We start from the raw sequence: 19442 nt of genomic DNA, 5'->3' as shown, positions 1-19442 counted from the left end.
GCCTCACACTTTCTCCCCAACAGCCATTTCGTCCATATCAGCGGCGCTATCCTGCAACGCAATTAAAGGCTTACAGACGAATAATTCTTTCCATCACCTTGATGGGGAGACATCTCAATGGATACAGGTAAGCTGTCGGTAAGAGAAAAGATTGGTTATGGCATGGGCGATGCCGGATGCAACATCATCTTTGGCGCTATCATGCTGTTTGTTAACTATTTTTATACGGATGTTTTTGGTCTCGCCCCGGCTCTGGTAGGGGTGTTATTACTGTCAGTACGCGTTATCGACGCCGTTACTGACCCCATTATGGGCGCTATTGCTGACCGAACCCAAAGCAAATATGGCCGTTTTCGTCCATGGTTATTGTGGATTGCCTTCCCTTACGCGCTGTTCAGCATTCTGATGTTCACCACCCCGGAGTGGACTTATAGCAGCAAGGTTATCTATGCGTTTGTCACATACTTCCTGCTGTCGATTACTTATACGGCGATCAACATTCCTTATTGCTCATTGGGCGGCGTGATCACCAACGATCCGAAAGAACGCGTGGCCTGCCAGTCTTACCGCTTTGTACTGGTCGGTATCGCGACGTTGCTGCTGTCGCTCACTCTACTGCCAATGGTCGACTGGTTTGGCGGCGACAACAAAGCGAAGGGCTATCAACTGGCGATGACCGTGCTGGCCATTATCGGCATGTGTATGTTCCTGTTCTGCTTTGCCACCGTTCGTGAACGTGTGCGCCCTGCCGTTCCCACGCACGATGACATGAAAAACGACTTCAAAGACGTGTGGAAGAACGACCAGTGGGTACGCATACTGCTGCTGACGCTGTGCAACGTCTGTCCGGGCTTTATCCGTATGGCGGCAACCATGTACTACGTCACCTGGGTTATGGGACAAAGCACCCATTTCGCCACGATCTTTATCAGTCTCGGCGTGGTCGGCATGATGATCGGTAGCGTGTTGGCGAAAGTGCTGACCGACCGCTGGTGCAAGCTAAAGGTTTTCTTCTGGACCAACATCGCGCTGGCCCTTTTCTCCTGCGCGTTTTACTTCTTCGATCCCAAAGCCACGATGATGATTGTCGTGCTCTACTTCCTGCTTAACATTTTGCACCAAATCCCGTCGCCGCTGCACTGGTCGCTGATGGCAGACGTTGACGACTACGGCGAATGGAAAACCGGCAAGCGCATTACCGGCATAAGCTTTTCCGGCAACCTGTTCTTCCTGAAACTCGGTCTGGCGATTGCCGGGGCGATGGTTGGCTTTCTGCTCTCGTGGTACGGCTACGATGCCGGGGCGAAAGCGCAAAGCGACTCCGCGATCAACGGCATCATGCTGCTCTTTACCGTGATTCCGGGAGTCGGCTATCTGATTACCGCCGGCGTAGTACGTCTGTTGAAAGTCGACCGCGAACTGATGAAACAGATTCAGGACGATCTGGAAAAACGCCGCGCTAACTACCGCGAACTCAATGATTATCAGGAACTGAAAGCCACTGAAACCGTAAGGAAAGCCTGATGCAAAACTGGCCTAACCCGTTTATTGAACAACGCGCCGATCCGTTTATCCTGCGCGACGGCAGCGACTATTACTTTATTGCCTCAGTGCCAGAGTACGACCGACTGGAAATCCGGCGGGCGGATTCGCTGGAAGGATTACGTACAGCGTCACCCGTTGTCGTCTGGCGCAAACCCGAACACGGCCCGATGAGCGAGCTGATCTGGGCACCGGAAATTCATCACCTCGATGGTAGATGGGTCATCTACTTTGCCGCCGCGCATACTCAGGCGCTCGACAAACTGGGCATGTTTCAGCATCGGATGTACGCGCTGGAGTGTACAGATCCCGATCCGCTCACCGGCAACTGGGTCGAAAAGGGTCAGGTGAAAACACCGTTTGATACCTTTGCACTCGATGCCACAACATTCCACCATCAGGGAAAACAGTGGTATCTGTGGGCGCAAAAATCCCCAGATATCGCCGGTAACTCCAACATTTATCTGGCGGAGTTGGAAAATCCCTGGACGATTAAAGGCCAGCCGGTGATGCTCAGCAAACCGGAGTACGACTGGGAGTGTCGGGGTTTTTGGGTCAACGAAGGTCCGGCAGTATTAACCCACGGTGACAGGCTGTTTATCAGCTACTCCGCCAGCGCCACGGATGAAAATTACTGCATGGGACTGTTATGGATTGATATTCACGCCGATCCGCTGAATCCGGCAAACTGGCATAAATCCCCGCGGCCGGTGTTTACCACCAGCAATGAAAATCGCCAGTATGGACCCGGGCACAACAGCTTTACCCAAACACCGGAAGGCGATGACGTGCTGGTGTATCACGCGCGTAACTACACCGAAATTGAAGGCGATCCGCTCTACGATCCCAATCGGCATACCCGTCTGAAGCTGATTCACTGGGATGACCACGGAATGCCAGACTTCGGCATCCCGCCCGCAGATACGCTTTAACATCATTGCCCGGTAACACGCAACTTACCGGGCGTCCTGCCAGGACGTTAAATCAACGTGCCATAAATGGTGAGCACGGCAATCACCACCACTAAGGCAAACGACGTTTTCTTCGCCATGGAAACGGCCGCTTTTGGCGTTTCAACCTTATCGGTATGCGACTCACGCGCCAGCGAGAACTGCGCCAGGCGTGTTAACACCTGATATTGCGAAGTACGCAGATCCGCCAGAGAGGCAAACCACGCGGGCAACGCTTTTTCGCCATGCCCGATCAGCGCATACACTACGCCCGCCAGACGCACCGGGATCCAGTCCAGCACGTGGAGAATGGCATCAATACCCGACTGTAAACGTTCATGCGGCGTCTGGTAACGCGCCAGCCAGGACTGCCACGAACGCAGGAAGGCATAGCCCACCAGCAGTACCGGTCCACATGGACCACCGACGATCAGCCAGAACAGCGGTGCGATATAGAAACGGAAGTTAATCCACAGCAGCGCATTTTGCAGTTCACGCAAAAACTCACGCTCATTGCAATCCGGTGGAACGCCATGAATCAACGTCAGTTCGCTGGCCATCGCCGTTCGGGCATGCGCATCATCGCGAGACGCCGCGTTAAGGTAAGCGTGATAGTGCATCCGCACTTTGCCCGCGCCAATGCACAGCAACCCAATCAGGATCCACGCCACAATCGTTGGCACATTAAACAGCAGTCCATCGAGCGCTCGCAGCAACAGGAATGTGACCACCATTGCGATGATCATCATCCCGAGCGTACGCGCCATTGAGAAGCGTTTGACCCGGCGAAAAAAAGTTTCTAAACGGTGATCGAACTGCCAGTGTTCGCCCAGCTTAAACAGGCGCTCGACAAGCAGCACCAGTAATGTCGTAAATAGCGTCATGTCATCTCCTTATCTGACGAGGCGGTGACCAGGGCGCGAAACTTTGCCCAGTCAAAAGCCGGACCGGGATCGGTCTTACGCTCAGGCGCAATATCACAGTGTCCGGTTATGTTTTCGGCAACGGCCGGGTAAATCTTTATTAATGCACGCGTGATGGCAGCCAGTTGTTGGTACTGGACATCGGTGTAGGCCAGCGTATCGGTCCCTTCCAGCTCAATACCAATCGAAAAATCATTGCAGCGTTCACGTCCATAATAATTCGACACGCCGGCATGCCATGCTCGCTTATCAAAAGGAACATACTGAACGATTTCGCCATCACGGCGAATCAGACAATGAGCGGAAACGCGAAGATGCGCGATTTCGGCAAAAAAGGGATGGGCATTGGGATCAATTGTTCCAGTGAATAGTGCGTCAATCCACGGACCGCCAAACTCGCCGGGCGGCAGGCTGATATTGTGCACCACCAGTAACGAAGGGACTTCATCATCCGGGCGGCAATCGTGGTGCGGAGAAGGAACGCGTCGCGCTTCCGCCAGCCAGCCCTTGTCTAACAACATGCTGAATCTCCTTTTGAGTGGTGCTTATAGCCGCTTCAGAGTAGCATGTTTCTACCTTATGATTCGTTAGCAATTTGGAGTTTTATCATGCCGCCTCGCCGCTATAACCCTGACTACCGACGTGACGCGCTGTTGGAACGTATTAACCTGGATATCCCAAACGTTGTCGCCCAGGCGCTGCGCGAAGATTTAGGCGGTCAAGTGGATGCCAGCAACGATATTACGGCTCAACTTTTACCGGAGAACAGCCGTTCTCATGCCACGGTCATCACCCGTGAAGACGGCGTATTTTGTGGCAAACGCTGGGTTGAAGAGGTCTTTATTCAACTGGCTGGCGACGATGTCAGCATCACCTGGCACGTCGAAGACGGCGACAGCATCAAGGCGAACCAACCGCTGTTTGAGCTGGACGGTCCCTCGCGCGTGTTACTGACCGGCGAGCGTACCGCGCTGAACTTCGTGCAGACCCTGTCAGGTGTCGCCAGCGAAGTGCGTAAGTACGTTGATATCCTGGAGGGCACAAAGACCCAACTGCTGGATACGCGTAAAACCCTGCCTGGGCTGCGTACCGCGCTGAAATATGCCGTACTCTGCGGTGGCGGCGCGAATCATCGCCTGGGGCTTTCGGATGCCTTCCTGATCAAAGAGAACCACATTATTGCGTCTGGTTCCGTGCGTCAGGCGGTGGAGAAAGCCTTCTGGCTGCATCCGGATGTGCCTGTAGAAGTCGAAGTTGAAAACCTCGATGAACTGGACGACGCGCTGAAAGCCGGTGCCGACATCATCATGCTGGATAACTTTGAAACGGAACAGATGCGTGAGGCGGTAAAACGGACCAACGGCCAGGCGCGCCTGGAAGTTTCCGGCAACGTGACCAACGAAACGCTGCGGGAATTTGCCGAAACTGGCGTCGATTTTATCTCCGTGGGTGCGCTAACCAAGCATCTCCGGGCGCTGGACCTGTCCATGCGCTTCGCTAACGCGTAATCATTATACGGCCTGATAACGCGCTGCTTATCGGGCCTGTTTATTCCTTTCAATCACTAAAATCCTCGTCGAGCCTCGCAATCTCATTGCTTGCGACTGCAAACCGATAACATTCCTCTGAACCCGCCTTCCTGATTCATTTTTTGCTGCTCGCCTGGCGTGCCGGCGTTTGCCAAAGTGACGTCCACTCACTCAAGGAGCGAACAATGGATAAACAACGCGGATTTACCCTTATTGAACTGATGGTGGTGATCGGCATTATTGCCATCCTCAGCGCCATCGGCATTCCGGCCTATCAGAACTATCTGCGCAAAGCGGCGCTAACGGATATGCTGCAAACCTTTGTCCCCTACCGCACTGCCGTCGAACTCTGCGCCCTGGAGCATGGTGGTACAGACACCTGCGACGCAAGCGTCAACGGGATTCCCTCTCCCACAACAACGCGCTATGTCTCAGGAATGAGCGTCGAAAATGGGGTGGTTTCGCTTACTGGCCAGGAAAGTCTGAACGGGCTTAGCGTCATCATGACCCCTGGGTGGGACAAAGCAGAAGGCATTACGGGCTGGACGCGTAACTGCAACATCCAGAATGACAGCGCGTTAAAACAGGCCTGCGAAGACGTCTTTCGCTTCGATAGCCATTAAGGAAGCGCCATGAACACGACGCAACTCAGCGCGCTGTGCCAGCGCTACCAGGGGATATTACTTGATGCCAATAACGATGTGGTACACATTGCCGTCGAAGATGCCCCTTCTCAAGAACTGCTGGACGCCCTACATTTTGCCACGACTCGCCGCATTGAGATTGCCTGCTGGACGCGCCAGCAAATGGAGCAACACCAGCATCACGCCTCACCCGCGCTGCCGTCCGTGGTGCCTGAGAGCAGCGTCAGCGCGGCGGTTTTACTGGATAACACATTACAAAGCGCGCTGGCGAAACGGGCCTCAGATATCCACATAGAACCTGCAGAGCATCACGTCCGTCTCCGCTTACGCGTGGACGGCGTGCTACATAGCTTACCCAATATCGCCAAAGAGACCGGTATCGCCCTGACAGCACGTTTGAAAGTGTTAAGCCATCTGGATATCGCGGAACACCGCTACCGCTTGCCGCAGGACGGGCAATTTACCATTGAGTTGAACGGCGCTGCCGTCTCGTTTCGTATCGCCACCCTTCCCTGTCGTTATGGCGAAAAGGTAGTGCTACGGTTGCTGCATCAGGTAAATCAGGCACTGGATGCCTGCACGCTGGGTATGCACGACACGCAACTCTCTACCTTCCTCCACGCCCTGCAACAACCTCAGGGGCTGATCCTCGTCACTGGCCCCACGGGTAGCGGTAAAACGGTAACGCTTTATAGCGCGCTGCAAACGCGAAACGCACCGGAGGTGAATCTGTGCAGTGTTGAGGATCCGGTGGAGATTCCCCTCGACGGTATCAATCAGACGCAGATCCATCCCCGTGCCGGGCTGACCTTTCAGGGCGTCTTGCGGGCACTGCTACGCCAGGATCCGGATGTCATCATGGTAGGTGAGATCCGCGACGGCGAAACCGCAGAAATTGCTATTAAGGCCGCACAGACCGGGCATCTGGTGCTTTCCACGCTGCATACCAACTCAACCTGCGAAGCGCTGGTACGCTTACAGCGGATGGGGGTGGCGCGCTGGATGCTCTCTTCCGCGTTAACCTTAGTGGTCGCGCAACGGCTGGTCAGAAAACTGTGTCCGCACTGTCGACGGCTGAGTGACGATCCCCTTCGCTTACCGCCCGCATGGTACCCAACGCCGCTACCCCGCTGGCAGGCGGTTGGCTGCGAACACTGCTATCACGGCTTCTATGGTCGTGCAGCGTTGTTTGAATTACTTGCGATCACCGCTGAACTGCGTCATCAGATTGCCAACGACGCCTCAGCCGCAACGCTGGAAGCCCATGCAAAACAGGCAGGAATGAGCACGCTCTTTGAAAGCGGATGCCGCGCCGTCGATCAAGGGCTGACGACGTTTGAGGAACTGGTGCGCATTCTGGGTATGCCAGATGATCACTAAAAAGCTGTGGTACTGGCAGGGAATGAATCACGATGGCCTGCCCGGAGAGGGAACCCGTTGGGCGGAAAACCGACTCGTGTTGATGCAGGAACTTGAACAGCATCAGATAATACCTTTGCGCGTGAAATCCTTACGCGTAAAGCGTGCGCTCTGGCGCCATGACAAATCCACGGAAGTGATTCACCAGCTCGCTACGCTGCTAAAAGCGGGGCTAACGTTGTCTGAAGGGCTGGAATTGCTTGCCGGACAGCAACCAAGCAAGCAGTGGCAAGCCCTGTTAGGGAGCCTTGCAAACGAACTGGAACACGGTACGCCGCTCTCCAGCGCGCTGGCGCAGTGGCCTGACGTGTTTCCACCGCTGTATCAGGCGATGATACGCACCGGAGAGTTAACCGGGAAACTGGATGAATGCTGCTTTGAACTCGCCCGGCAGCAGAAGGCGCAAAAACAGTTAACCGATAAGGTCAAAAAAGCACTGCGCTACCCCATCATTATTTTAACGATGGCGGTCATGGTGGTGGTGGCGATGCTCCACTTTGTCCTGCCTGAATTTGCCGCCATTTACCGGACCTTTAACACGCCGCTACCTGCTCTCACTCAGGGGATCATCGCGTTTGCCGACTGGAGTCATCGCTGGAGTGGGCTGATTGTCCTGATGCTCGTCATGCTAATTGCAACCAACAGCCTGCTGAGCCGAAAGCCCGGCTGGCAAATGCTGCGCCAGAGAGGATTACTCCGCATGCCCGTGATGGGCCAGTTGATAAGGGGTCAGAAGCTCACACAAATTTTTACCATCCTCGCGCTAACGCAGACGGCGGGGATCGCATTTTTACCCGCGCTTGAGAGTGTGAAAGAGACGATTCAGTGCCCTTACTGGGCACTGCGCCTGGCCCAGGTACAGCACGATATCAGTACCGGCGTGCCCGTCTGGCAGGCACTCAAAAATGCGGAAGAATTTAGCCCATTATGTCTGCAACTGGTCAGGACCGGAGAAGCCTCTGGCTCGCTGGATATCATGTTGCGCAGCCTTGCCCGTCATCATGATGAACATACCCAGGCGATGGCTGACAACCTGGCGGCACTACTGGAACCCGCGCTGCTGGTGATTACAGGGCTTATCATCGGCACACTGGTCGTGGCGATGTATTTACCGATTTTCCATCTGGGCGATGCGATGAGTGGCGTGGGATAACGAAGGAAGTCGACAGCAGAACTGGCGCTCAATGCAGCGCCAGTTCCTGGGGAGGGTTACAGGCTATTGAAAACGCGGTTTTCTTGTTCCTGAACCCGGATAAACGTCGTACGTTTGGTCAGCTCTTTCAAACGAGAGGCACCGACGTAGGTACAGGCTGAACGCAGGCCGCCGAGAATATCACGCGCGGTGTTCTCCACCGGGCCACGCAGCGGCAGCTTGACGGTTTTCCCTTCCGCAGCGCGATACTGCGCAACGCCGCCGACATGACGGGTCATGGCGGATTCAGAGCTCATGCCGTAGAACAGCATGAATTTACCGCCGTTTTCTTCAACGATTTTACCGCCACTCTCTTCGTGACCAGCCAGCATACCGCCAAGCATCACGAAATCAGCGCCGCCACCGAATGCTTTCGCCACATCACCAGGCATGGTACAACCGCCATCGCTGACAATCATTCCACCCAGACCGTGCGCCGCATCAGCACACTCGATCACCGCAGACAGTTGCGGATAACCAACACCGGTTTTCACACGCGTAGTGCAGACAGAGCCCGGACCAATACCGACTTTAACGATATCCGCGCCAGACAGAACCAGTTCCTCACACATTTCGCCCGTGACCACATTACCAGCGCAGATGGTTTTGGTCGGCCAGGCTTCACGCGCTTTCGACACGAACTGAACAAAGTGTTCGGAGTAACCATTGGCAACATCGATGCAGACAAAGTTCAGTGCCGGATCCAACGCCAGAATCTGTTTGGTCTTCTCGAAATCCGCATCGGACGTACCGGTAGAGACCATGACGTGCTTGAGTACATCGGCTGATGCCGAGCTCACAAAAGCCGTCCAGTCTTCAACGGTGTAATGCTTATGAACGGCGGTCAGCACATCGAAAGAGGCAAGAGCCGTTGCCATCGCAAATGTCCCGACGGTATCCATGTTGGCAGCAATAATAGGTACGCCGGACCAGGTCTGACCTGAATGTTTAAAGGTGAATTGACGTTCCAGCTCAACATCGGAACGACTTTTAAGGGTAGAACGCTTAGGGCGGATAAGAACGTCTTTAAAACCTAACTTCAGATCTTCTTCAATACGCATGTGCGGATTCCTGGGGTTAAGGGCTATTAGTATGAGAGCGCAACTCCAGTGACGCTATCATACGCACTAATCAATGCCGCGCAAGACTGCGAAATTCTCTTTTTTTACGCTACAATCCCATAAATTTACCTGGCGAATAGCGGGCACGCCCAGAGTCATCATCGCCAGTGTACGTTCAACTTTCAACCAATTGATTATCATAATGAATTCCCGGGAACCGAGCTTATGAGGTATACAGTAGCCTTAACTGGCGGCATTGGCAGTGGTAAAAGCACCGTTGCGAATGCCTTTGCTGACCTCGGAATTCAGATAATTGACGCCGATATTATTGCCCGCCAGGTGGTCGAACCGGGCAAGCCTGCGCTGGATGCGATTGCGGCACATTTTGGCCCTGAACTGATTGCCGCAGACGGCACGCTGCATCGTCGACTGCTTCGCGAACGGATTTTTGCTGATCCGCAGGAGAAGGCCTGGCTCGGTGCCTTGCTTCATCCGCTCATCCAGCAGGAGACCCAACGTCAGTTGCAACAGGCGACGTCTGCATATGTGCTGTGGGTGGTGCCATTACTGGTTGAAAACGGCCTTTATCGCCAGGCCAATCGCGTGCTCGTGGTGGATGTCACCCCCGAGACGCAGCTTGCCCGGACCATGCAGCGCGATGACGTTACGCGCGCACACGTTGAACAGATTCTCGCTGCTCAGGCGACGCGTGAAGCACGTCTTGCCGTGGCAGACGATGTTATTGATAATAATGGCGCACCAGATTCCATCATGTCGGATGTCGCCCGCCTGCACGCACGTTATCTCCAGCTTGCGTCGCAGTTTGTCTCACAGGAAAAACCGTAATGCACACCCAGGTCCTTTTTGAACACCCTCTCAATGAGAAGATGCGCACGTGGTTGCGCATTGAGTTTTTGGTTCAACAACTCTCTGCACGCTTACCGATTGCAGAGAGTTCAGATGCTCTGCATTTCTTTCGCAATGCCGGAGATTTGTTGGACGTATTCGAACGTGGTGAAGTGCGTACAGAATTACTGAAAGAGCTTGAGCGCCAGCAGCGTAAACTTCAGGCATGGACAGAAGTCCCGGGCGTCGACCAGAGCCGTATTGATGCTCTGCGCCAGCAGTTAAAAACGGCCGGCAGTATTTTGATTTCCGCGCCGCGCATGGGACAATTTTTACGTGAGGATCGGCTGATTGCCCTGGTCCGCCAGCGTCTGAGTATTCCCGGCGGTTGTTGCAGCTTTGATTTACCGACGCTGCATATCTGGCTGCATATGCCACAGGCACAGCGCGATGCGCAGGTCGATAGCTGGCTTGCCAGCCTGCACCCGCTGACTCAGGCGCTGACTCTGATCCTTGATTTAATTCGTAACTCGGCACCGTTTCGTAAACAAACCAGCCTGAACGGCTTTTATCAGGACAACGGGGAAGACGCAGACTTACTGCGCCTGCAGTTGCCGTTGGGTTTACAGCTTTATCCGCAAATTTCCGGCCACAAGAGCCGTTTTGCGATCCGTTTTATGCCGCTCGATAGCGACAATGGCGTGGTGCCTGAGCGCCTCGATTTCGAACTGGCCTGCTGTTAAGGAGTTAAGATGTCTGAGACGATCACCGTAAATTGCCCCACCTGTGGCAAAACGGTTGTATGGGGTGAAGTCAGTCCATTCCGTCCGTTTTGTTCCAAACGTTGTCAGTTGATCGATTTAGGTGAATGGGCCGCTGAAGAGAAACGCATTGCCAGCAGCAGCGATCTTTCCGACAGCGACGACTGGAGCGAAACGAAAGAGTAAACAGAGACGGTCTGGGGGATCATACGCCCCCACCGCGCATCGGCGTCGCCTCATCCGGCCTACAGGTTTTGTTTTAACTTCGCAATCACGGGCGCATTCGCCGGAGGGAAATCCTCCGCCTGCAACATCCCGGCGGCAATCCATTTTCCAGGCTGCCCCTCTTTTCCCCACGGTTCACCTTTCCAGCTTTCCACCAGCCAGAACCACAGCGTGATATGCCTGTCCGGAAACTGATACTCCAGCTTCTCGAAAAGCGTGGCACCTACCGGCGTAATGCCCACCTCTTCCTGTAGCTCGCGGCTCAGCGCCTGCTCCGGCGTCTCTCCCGCCTCAATCTTTCCGCCTGGAAATTCCAGTTTATTCGCCATATGCGCGTCGGCCGCACGCTGGGTGATAAAGATTTCGTTATACGGATTACGAATAATCCCGACCGCGATGTTCAGTTTTTTCATATTGTCGTACCCATAAAAAAGGCGCAGTTTCCTGCGCCTTCAGACATCGTTATTATGCAGATCTTAGCTCAGACGGCCGTGGCACTGTTTGTATTTTTTACCAGAACCACACGGGCACGGATCGTTACGACCTACTTTACGCTCGCCCGTTTGTGCCGCCAGATCGGCCGCCGCAGCGCTGTCGTCGTCCTGATGGCTGAGCTGTTGCATCTGCGCTAAACGCTCCGCCTCTTCACGACGCTGCTGCTCCATGGCTTCAACTTCTTCCGGCATGCGAACCTGAACTTTGCTCAGCGTACTGATCACTTCGTATTTCAGTGATTCCAGCATAGAGGCAAACATCGAGAAGGATTCGCGCTTATATTCCTGCTTCGGATCTTTCTGCGCATAGCCACGCAGATGGATGCCCTGACGCAGGTAATCCATCGCCGCCAGGTGCTCTTTCCACAGGGAATCAAGCGTTTGCAGCATGACGCCTTTTTCGAAGTGACGCATCATCTCTGCGCCAACCACTTCTTCTTTGCGCTGATACACGTCGATGGCCTGCGCCAGAATACGCTCACGCAGTGTCTCTTCATGCAGTTCTGGTTCTTTATCCAGCCATTCTGCGATCGGCATCTCCAGATCGAAGTCATTTTTCAGGCGTTCCTGCAGACCCGGGATATCCCACATTTCTTCCAGAGACTGCGGCGGAATGTAAGCATCAATCGTGGCTTTGAACACGTCTTCACGAATGCTGTTGATAGTTTCACTAACGTCGCTTACATCCAACAGTTCGTTACGCTGGGTATAGATCGCACGACGCTGATCGTTGGCAACATCATCGTATTCCAGCAGTTGCTTACGAATATCGAAGTTGCGGCTTTCCACTTTACGCTGCGCGTTAGCAATCGCTTTGGTGACCCACGGGTGCTCAATGGCCTCGCCCGGTTTCATCCCCAGTTTACGCATCATGCCGGACACGCGGTCAGAGGCAAAAATACGCATCAACGCATCTTCCATTGACAGGTAGAAACGCGAAGAACCCGCATCACCCTGACGACCGGAACGACCACGCAACTGGTTATCGATACGGCGAGATTCATGACGCTCAGTACCGATGATGTGCAGACCACCGGACGCCAGCACCGCTTCGTGGCGAACCTGCCAGTCGGCTTTAATCTGTGCAATCTGTTCTGGCGTTGGGTTTTCCAGCGCGGCCACTTCAGCCTGCCAGCTACCGCCCAGCACAATATCGGTACCACGACCAGCCATGTTGGTGGCGATGGTCACCGCCGCCGGATAGCCCGCCTGCGCGACGATGGCCGCTTCGTTGGCGTGGAATTTTGCGTTCAGAACGTTGTGCTTGATGCCCGCTTTGGTCAGTTCGTTAGAAACCACTTCGGATTTCTCAATGGAGATAGTCCCCACCAGTACCGGCTGACCATTGGCGGTACGCTCTTTAATATCTTCAATAATGGCCTGAATTTTTTCCGCTTCGGTCATGTAGACCAGATCCGGCATATCTTTACGGATCATCGGACGGTTGGTCGGCACCACTACGGTATCCAGTTTATAGATTGAGCTAAATTCGAACGCTTCGGTATCTGCCGTACCGGTCATACCGGCCAGTTTTTCATACAGACGGAAGTAGTTCTGGAAGGTGATCGAGGCCAGCGTCTGGTTCTCGTTCTGGATATCCACGCCCTCTTTCGCTTCAACAGCCTGGTGCAGACCATCAGACCAGCGACGGCCCTGCATGGTACGACCGGTGTGTTCGTCAACGATGATAACTTCGCCGTCTTTTACGATGTAGTCAACGTCGCGGGTGAACAGCGCGTGCGCGCGCAGCGCTGCGGTCACGTGGTGCATCAGCATAATGTTGCCCGGAGAGTACAGAGACTCGCCTTCATCCATGATGCCTTCTTTCACCAGCAGTTCTTCAATCAGTACCAGACCACGTTCAGTCAGGTTAACCTGGCGCGCTTTTTCATCCACAGAGAAGTGACCTTCACCCTGGAAGCTGTCAGAATCTTCTTTTTCCTGACGAATCAGGTGCGGGATGATTTTGTTCACTTTCTTGTACATTTCCGAGCTGTCTTCAGCCGGGCCGGAAATGATCAGCGGCGTGCGCGCCTCATCGATGAGGATGGAGTCGACCTCATCCACCAGCGCATAGTGCAGTTTACGCTGTACGCGTTCTTCAGGGCTGAACGCCATGTTGTCACGCAGGTAGTCAAAGCCATATTCGTTATTGGTGCCATAAGTAATGTCGGCGGCGTAGGCTTCGCGCTTGGCTGGCGCAGGCATACCCGGCAGGTTGATCCCGACGGTCATACCGAGGAATTCGAACAGCGGACGGTTGTTTTCGGCGTCACGCTGCGCCAGATAGTCGTTCACGGTAACCACGTGAACACCTTTGCCGCTTAGTGCGTTCAGGTAAGCTGGCAGCGTTGCAGTCAGGGTTTTACCTTCACCGGTACGCATTTCCGCGATGCAGCGATCGTTAAGGACCATCCCACCGAGCAACTGAACGTCGAAGTGACGCATGCCGAACACGCGCTTACTGGCTTCACGTACGACAGCAAACGCTTCCGGGATTAGACTCTCCACGCTTTCGCCTTTTTCCAGACGCGCACGGAATTCACCGGTTTTCGCTTTCAGTTCGTCATCGGAGAGTTTTTCCATCTCCGGTTCCATGGCATTGATCACTGCAACCGCTTTACGCATACGACGTAACGTACGATCGTTACGGCTACCGAATACTTTCGTTAATAATTTGATTAGCATATTGAAATCTCAAACGCCCCGCGATGTGGGGTCATAATAATGTATTGAAGTTTATTGGGTTTTTTAGCTGAGGCGTTGAGGGCCGGCACGGATCCCCTGCGCCTGGCTGATCCAGGCGGGAACGGTGAATACGGCCTGAGGCGTAAAATGGGCATACGTTACGCGCGACACACTTGCCGGAGGCGTACCTTCCTGCGTCAGCATCGCGCTGAGCGTGTTCAGTAAGGCTAAATGGTGTGCCTGAAGCGGTAACGGTTCTTCAGCAACGGGCAGCGCCTGCGGTGCCATTGCGAAGGAAAGATGACGGATGACCGTACGAATAGCATGCTGATGCCAGTAATCGACGGTGAAATTGGGGCGACGATTGCTCGCTTCCAGCAGCGCCAGTTGGCTGAAATTAACTCTAACGCGCTGTTCATGGCTACTGGCTGTCGCCTTTGCCGGCGTTGTTGGCTCAACGGTATTTCCGAGCGCGGGCAAGCCAAAACTCGCCGCGACCATCCCAAATAAGAGATGCGGCCAGAAGTAGCGTCTACCTAACTGTCGCCAGCGCGTCAGTATTCCACTCACGTTATTGCCATCCCAATCGTGTTATTCAAAACGTTTTTTGCGCACAAATCTTATCATTAATGCGCAGGCACTACAGCAGTATTGATGAGAAGTTACAGGCAAAAGTGCTTAAGAAAGCAGCGTTCGCACGGCATCGCGATTCAGTACGCGAAAGAACACAACCGAAAGGCACTTTTGCCAACAGGCAGGGAAGAAAATGTCAAAAAAAACGACTGGCTTACCTGGCCGGAGAGAGTGCCAGATTAACCAGTCGAATTTATGCGACAACCTGTGTCGTTATGCCAGTACGGTAGAAGGCGCTTTGAAAGCCAACGGCAGTTCTGCGTCGTCCTGGAAGGTCACATATTCCCAGGCTTCCTGTTTTGCCAGAACAGCCTGTAGCAGTTTGTTATTCAGCGCATGTCCGGATTTGTACGCGGTAAATGCACCGATAATGTTGTGACCACACATGAACAGGTCGCCAATGGCGTCGAGCATTTTGTGACGAACGAATTCATCTTCAAAACGCAGGCCGTCTTCGTTCAGTACGCGATAATCGTCAACAACGATGGCACAATCGAAGCTGCCGCCCAGGCACAAGCCACGGGACTGCAGATATTCGATATCACGCATGAAACCGAAAGTACGCGCGCGGCTGATCTGGCGCATGAACGCATCAGCAGAGAAATTCATCGCATAGCGCTGAGTGCTGGAGTCGATCGCCGGATGGTTAAAGTCGATGGTGAAATCCAACGTAAAACCATTGTACGGTCTGAACTCAGCCCACTTGTCGCCATCTTCGACCCGAACGGTCTCTTTGATGCGAACAAATTTCTTGGCACTGTTCAGTTCTTCAATACCGGCATCAAGCAGCAGGTAGACGAACGGAGCAGCACTGCCATCCATGATCGGGATTTCCGGAGCATCGACTTCGATAACAATGTTATCGATACCCAAACCCGCCAGAGCAGCGTTAAGGTGCTCAACGGTTGAAATCCGTACATCATGCTCATTAACCAGACATGTACAGAGCATGGTATCACGCACAGATTTGGCATCGGCCGGGAAATCTACCGGTGGATTCAAGTCGGTGCGACGATAGATGACCCCGGTGTTGGCCGGCGCAGGGCGTAATGTCAGGGTGACTTTCTTGCCGGTATGTAAACCGACACCAGTCGCCTGAACGATACGTTTAAGTGTCCTTTGTTTGATCATCGTATAATCTCGCCAAATTACCTATCCAACCGAAGTGTACTATACATTCGGTGGGCCAGTTTAGCACAAAGAGCCTCGAATCCCAAATTCCAGCCAATTCTTAATCGGCTTGCTTGCGCAGGAACGCAGGGATATCCAGATAATCCGGCTCTTTCGCGGTTTGCGGCGTATTATCGTTCACCACTTTCGCGACCGGTTTCTGCTCTTGCGTCAACGGCGCCATACCATGCTGCTGGTAACGATCCATCACCGGCTGCTGCACCTGTTTGTTGGTGACCAGGGTGATTTCAGGACGCTTGTCCATACCGATACCGGTAGCAACAACGGTCACGCGCAGCTCGTCGTTCATATCCGGGTCCAGAGAGGTACCAATCACCACGGTCGCGTTATCCGATGCAAAGGCACGGATGGTGTTACCCACGGTTTCGAACTCATCCAGACGCAGGTCGAAGCCCGCCGTGATGTTGACCAGTACGCCACGCGCGCCAGACAGATCGATATCTTCCAGCAGCGGAGAAGAGATCGCCATTTCAGCAGCTTCTTCTGCACGGTCTTCACCGCTCGCCACACCAGAGCCCATCATCGCGTAGCCCATTTCGGACATTACGGTGCGCACGTCAGCAAAGTCGACGTTCATCAGGCCCGGACGGGTAATCAGTTCCGCGATGCCCTGAACAGCGCCTTTCAGCACGTCGTTCGCCGCGCCAAACGCGTCGAGCAGGGAGATACCACGACCCAGCACTTTCAGCAGTTTGTCGTTCGGGATGGTGATCAGCGAGTCCACATGCTTGGACAGCTCAGTGATCCCCTGCTCCGCGAAAGCCATACGCTTTTTGCCTTCAAAATTGAAAGGCTTGGTCACGACCGCAACGGTCAGGATCCCTAAATCTTTAGCTACTTCAGCAACCACTGGCGCTGCACCGGTACCGGTACCGCCGCCCATGCCTGCTGCGATAAACACCATGTCTGCACCGTCAAGCGCTGCACGCAGAGCTTCACGATCTTCGTCTGCTGCATTGCGACCGACTTCCGGGTTCGCACCCGCTCCCAGACCTTTGGTAATACCGCTACCGATCTGAATAGTCTGGCCAACCGCCGTCTTGCGCAACGCCTGAGCGTCGGTATTTACCGCGAAGAATTCAACACCCTCAATGCGCTCGCGCACCATGTGTTCAACGGCGTTACCGCCGCCGCCACCGACGCCGATGACTTTAATCACCGCGTCGTTGGTCAGTTCCATAGGTTCAAACATAGTTTCTCTCTCCGTTGTGCCTGTCGCCTGAGGCCGTAATTTTCGCCGGCCTCATAAAAAATTAAAACTCTTTTCGCAGCCAGCTATTAAGACGTTTAATCCAAGAGCCAACTGAAGCCGTAACACGCTTTTCTACTTCAGCTTCACCACTTAAGTGGGACTCTTTCCCGTAGTGAAGCAGCCCCACCGCCGTTGAGTAATACGGCTCCTGAGCGTAATCCGTCAGACCGGTAATATTCAGCGGCGCGCCGATACGCACTTGCGTATGGAACACGCGCTGGGCACAGGCGGCAAGACCTTCAATTTGCGCCGCGCCACCGGTCAGTACAATCCCCGCCGCCAGATGATGTTTCACACCCTGCTGGCGAAGCTGTTCCTGTAATTGCAATATCTCTTCGTTGACCAGGTTGAGCAGTTCGGTATAACGCGGCTCAATCACCTCTGCCAGCGTCTGTCGTTGCAGACTGCGCGGCGGACGCCCGCCCACGCTTGGCACTTCAACGCTTTCGTCTTTCCCGACGATGGATCCCAGCGCGCAGCCGTGGCGAACTTTAATCGCTTCGGCGTCGCTCGGCGGCGTACCGAAGGCATACGCGATGTCGCTGGTGACCACATTCCCTGCATAAGGGATCACTTTGGTGTGGCGCAACGCCCCGCCAGTATAAACGGCGATGTCCATTGTACCACCACCAATATCGACGACGCAGACGCCCAGTTCACGTTCATCTTCCGTCAAGACGGAATAACTGGCCGCCAGTCCGGCGAATATCAGTTGGTCAACTTTCAGGCCACAACGTTCCACAGCTTTAACAATGTTCTTCGCCATATCGTTGTGGCAGGTGATCAAATGCACTTTTGCCTGCATACGAACACCGGAAAGACCGACCGGGTTTTTAATCCCTTCCTGATAGTCAATCGCATATTCCTGCGGGATGACGTGCAACACACGGTGCTCATCGCGAACGCGCACTGATTTCGCGGTATGCACAACGTTTTCCACGTCTTCCTGCGTCACTTCTTCTTCTGAAATCGGCACCATGCCGATTTCATTCTGACAGCTAATGTGTTTGCCCGAAAGCGCCAGATAGACCGAGGAGATTTGGCAATCTGCCATCAGTTCTGCCTGGTCAATGGCGCGCTGTACGCATTTCACCACGGATTCGAGGTCGTTCACCCCGCCTTTATCCATCCCCCGTGATGGGCAACTGCCCACGCCAATGATATTGACCATACCGTCGGGCAGAACTTCCCCTACTAAAGCGGCGACCTTCGCGGTGCCAATCTCCAGTCCAACTACCAGTTTTCTGTCCGTCGCCTTGATCATTGTTGTTCTGCCTGTACCTGATTCTGTTGCTGATTAGATTCCTCAGGAGGCAAGGGAACCCACCCTACTGCCGCTCCTGAGTCATAACGCAAATCAACGTAGCTAATCCGTTTGCCATCGGTTTGCGCCTGCTGCTGTAAAACCGGATACAGTTCTACAAAGCGAGCCAAACGTTTCATCGTGTCACCCCTGCCAAGATTGAGCTTAATATCGTTATTAAGCGTCAACTGCCAGGAACGACGAGCGGTCATTGCCGCCTCCTTCAGGGTAAACCGGTCCTTCGCCAACACCTGCGACATGTCACGATACCCCTGCAACACTTCACTCGCGCTACCTTCGGGGCCAGATAACATGGGTAAAACCTGCTTGCTGGTGCGATCGGCCGTCACGCTGAAGGCATTTCCTTCGGCGTCCACCATATGCTGATCATTCCAACGCGCAATCGGCACATATTCAACCAGATGAATCTTCAATTCATCGGGCCATTGCTTTCTGACGCTGGCCTGCTTGATCCACGGCAAGCGTTCGATCTGACTCTGGATGATATTCACGTCCTGGGTCATAAAGGTGCCGGGCGCACCCAGCGCCAGAATCGACTGGCGAATATCATCATTCTTCGTGTAATGGCGCTCACCGGTTAACACCAGCTTTGACAGCGGCAAACGCTGTGCATCTTCCATCCACCCCAACACCACCCAGCCGCTGACCAGCACGGTACACAGCACCGTCAGCAGGAAGAAAATACCTGCAAGACGCGTTCCATTATTGCGACGTGAGGAAGAAACCTCTTCATCACTGTTTCGCGTGTTCAGCGCAGCCTGCGACATA

General features: G+C 54.0%; 19 protein-coding genes. 9 read left to right on the top strand and 10 right to left on the bottom strand.

Annotated elements, in window-relative coordinates:
- The first annotated feature begins 117 nt into the window (after positions 1 to 117).
- Together ACQ0PY_RS04955 and ACQ0PY_RS04950 are read left to right on the top strand one after the other, a co-directional pair.
- Positions 118 to 1524: a glycoside-pentoside-hexuronide (GPH):cation symporter gene (locus ACQ0PY_RS04955; RefSeq protein WP_044267419.1), complete on the top strand. Its 1407-nt coding sequence runs from the start codon at positions 118 to 120 to the stop codon at positions 1522 to 1524.
- Positions 1524 to 2474, top strand: a complete 951-nt coding sequence (locus tag ACQ0PY_RS04950; RefSeq protein WP_042997917.1) for a glycoside hydrolase family 43 protein — start codon at positions 1524 to 1526, stop codon at positions 2472 to 2474. The genes ACQ0PY_RS04955 and ACQ0PY_RS04950 overlap by 1 nt, the downstream gene beginning before the upstream one ends.
- 47 nt (positions 2475 to 2521) lie before the next feature.
- Here the strand turns inward: ACQ0PY_RS04950 and ampE are convergent, their stop codons facing one another.
- Together ampE and ampD are read right to left on the bottom strand one after the other, a co-directional pair.
- Positions 2522 to 3376, bottom strand: coding sequence for a beta-lactamase regulator AmpE (ampE, locus tag ACQ0PY_RS04945; protein WP_044255451.1), 855 nt, complete (start codon positions 3374 to 3376; stop codon positions 2522 to 2524).
- Complete coding sequence (gene ampD / locus ACQ0PY_RS04940) at positions 3373 to 3936, bottom strand: 1,6-anhydro-N-acetylmuramyl-L-alanine amidase AmpD (protein WP_044267415.1); 564 nt, start codon at positions 3934 to 3936, stop codon at positions 3373 to 3375. Before ampD ends, ampE begins: the two co-directional genes overlap by 4 nt.
- 87 nt (positions 3937 to 4023) lie before the next feature.
- Here ampD and nadC point away from each other — a divergent pair, with 87 nt between their 5' ends.
- The 4 genes from nadC to hofC all read left to right on the top strand — a co-directional run bounded on the left by nadC (position 4024) and on the right by hofC (position 8160).
- Positions 4024 to 4923, top strand: coding sequence for a carboxylating nicotinate-nucleotide diphosphorylase (nadC, locus tag ACQ0PY_RS04935; RefSeq protein ID WP_042997920.1), 900 nt, complete (start codon positions 4024 to 4026; stop codon positions 4921 to 4923).
- 206 nt (positions 4924 to 5129) lie between these two features.
- Positions 5130 to 5567, top strand: a complete 438-nt coding sequence (ppdD, locus tag ACQ0PY_RS04930; protein ID WP_042997921.1) for a prepilin peptidase-dependent pilin — start codon at positions 5130 to 5132, stop codon at positions 5565 to 5567.
- A 9-nt stretch (positions 5568 to 5576) separates the two neighbouring features.
- Positions 5577 to 6968 carry a type II secretion system protein GspE gene (gspE, locus tag ACQ0PY_RS04925; RefSeq protein ID WP_109739879.1) on the top strand — a complete coding sequence of 464 codons (1392 nt, stop codon included), beginning with the start codon at positions 5577 to 5579 and terminating at the stop codon, positions 6966 to 6968.
- Positions 6958 to 8160: a protein transport protein HofC gene (hofC, locus tag ACQ0PY_RS04920; RefSeq protein ID WP_042997923.1), complete on the top strand. Its 1203-nt coding sequence runs from the start codon at positions 6958 to 6960 to the stop codon at positions 8158 to 8160. The genes gspE and hofC overlap by 11 nt, the downstream gene beginning before the upstream one ends.
- A gap of 56 nt (positions 8161 to 8216) precedes the next feature.
- Here the strand turns inward: hofC and ACQ0PY_RS04915 are convergent, their stop codons facing one another.
- Entirely contained in the window at positions 8217 to 9260 is a 1044-nt protein-coding gene (locus ACQ0PY_RS04915) for a GMP reductase (protein ID WP_109739878.1), read from the bottom strand.
- 225 nt (positions 9261 to 9485) lie between these two features.
- Between ACQ0PY_RS04915 and coaE the strand changes: the two genes are divergently transcribed.
- The 3 genes from coaE to yacG are packed head-to-tail and all read left to right on the top strand — an operon-like array spanning position 9486 to position 11053.
- Positions 9486 to 10106 carry a dephospho-CoA kinase gene (coaE, locus tag ACQ0PY_RS04910; protein ID WP_044255456.1) on the top strand — a complete coding sequence of 207 codons (621 nt, stop codon included), beginning with the start codon at positions 9486 to 9488 and terminating at the stop codon, positions 10104 to 10106.
- A complete protein-coding gene (gene zapD / locus ACQ0PY_RS04905; RefSeq protein ID WP_042997926.1) occupies positions 10106 to 10849 on the top strand; it encodes a cell division protein ZapD in 744 nt (247 codons plus the stop codon). The genes coaE and zapD overlap by 1 nt, the downstream gene beginning before the upstream one ends.
- Before the next feature lie 9 nt (positions 10850 to 10858).
- Positions 10859 to 11053, top strand: coding sequence for a DNA gyrase inhibitor YacG (gene yacG / locus ACQ0PY_RS04900; protein WP_042997927.1), 195 nt, complete (start codon positions 10859 to 10861; stop codon positions 11051 to 11053).
- 59 nt (positions 11054 to 11112) lie between these two features.
- On the opposite strand, the gene mutT is transcribed toward yacG, so the two are convergent.
- From mutT to ftsQ, 7 genes are all read right to left on the bottom strand, one after another.
- Positions 11113 to 11505, bottom strand: a complete 393-nt coding sequence (mutT, locus tag ACQ0PY_RS04895; protein ID WP_044255459.1) for an 8-oxo-dGTP diphosphatase MutT — start codon at positions 11503 to 11505, stop codon at positions 11113 to 11115.
- Positions 11506 to 11568: 63 nt separating this feature from the next.
- Positions 11569 to 14274, bottom strand: a complete 2706-nt coding sequence (gene secA / locus ACQ0PY_RS04890; RefSeq protein WP_042997929.1) for a preprotein translocase subunit SecA — start codon at positions 14272 to 14274, stop codon at positions 11569 to 11571.
- Between the two features lie 63 nt (positions 14275 to 14337).
- Entirely contained in the window at positions 14338 to 14844 is a 507-nt protein-coding gene (gene secM / locus ACQ0PY_RS04885; RefSeq protein WP_042997930.1) for a secA translation cis-regulator SecM, read from the bottom strand.
- Positions 14845 to 15120: 276 nt separating this feature from the next.
- The gene (lpxC, locus tag ACQ0PY_RS04880) at positions 15121 to 16038 is read right to left on the bottom strand and encodes a UDP-3-O-acyl-N-acetylglucosamine deacetylase (RefSeq protein ID WP_000595473.1); all 918 of its coding nucleotides are present in this window, start codon (positions 16036 to 16038) and stop codon (positions 15121 to 15123) included.
- A 100-nt stretch (positions 16039 to 16138) separates the two neighbouring features.
- The gene (ftsZ, locus tag ACQ0PY_RS04875) at positions 16139 to 17290 is read right to left on the bottom strand and encodes a cell division protein FtsZ (RefSeq protein ID WP_004857884.1); all 1152 of its coding nucleotides are present in this window, start codon (positions 17288 to 17290) and stop codon (positions 16139 to 16141) included.
- A gap of 61 nt (positions 17291 to 17351) precedes the next feature.
- Entirely contained in the window at positions 17352 to 18614 is a 1263-nt protein-coding gene (ftsA, locus tag ACQ0PY_RS04870; protein ID WP_003018755.1) for a cell division protein FtsA, read from the bottom strand.
- Positions 18611 to 19441, bottom strand: a complete 831-nt coding sequence (ftsQ, locus tag ACQ0PY_RS04865; RefSeq protein WP_150547070.1) for a cell division protein FtsQ — start codon at positions 19439 to 19441, stop codon at positions 18611 to 18613. Before ftsQ ends, ftsA begins: the two co-directional genes overlap by 4 nt.
- Position 19442 lies beyond the last annotated feature (1 nt).

This window comes from Citrobacter sp. LST-B2 (assembly GCF_057983045.1).
The sequence above is the reverse complement of the archived record's forward strand: the minus strand, read 5'-3'. Positions and strand labels throughout refer to the sequence as shown.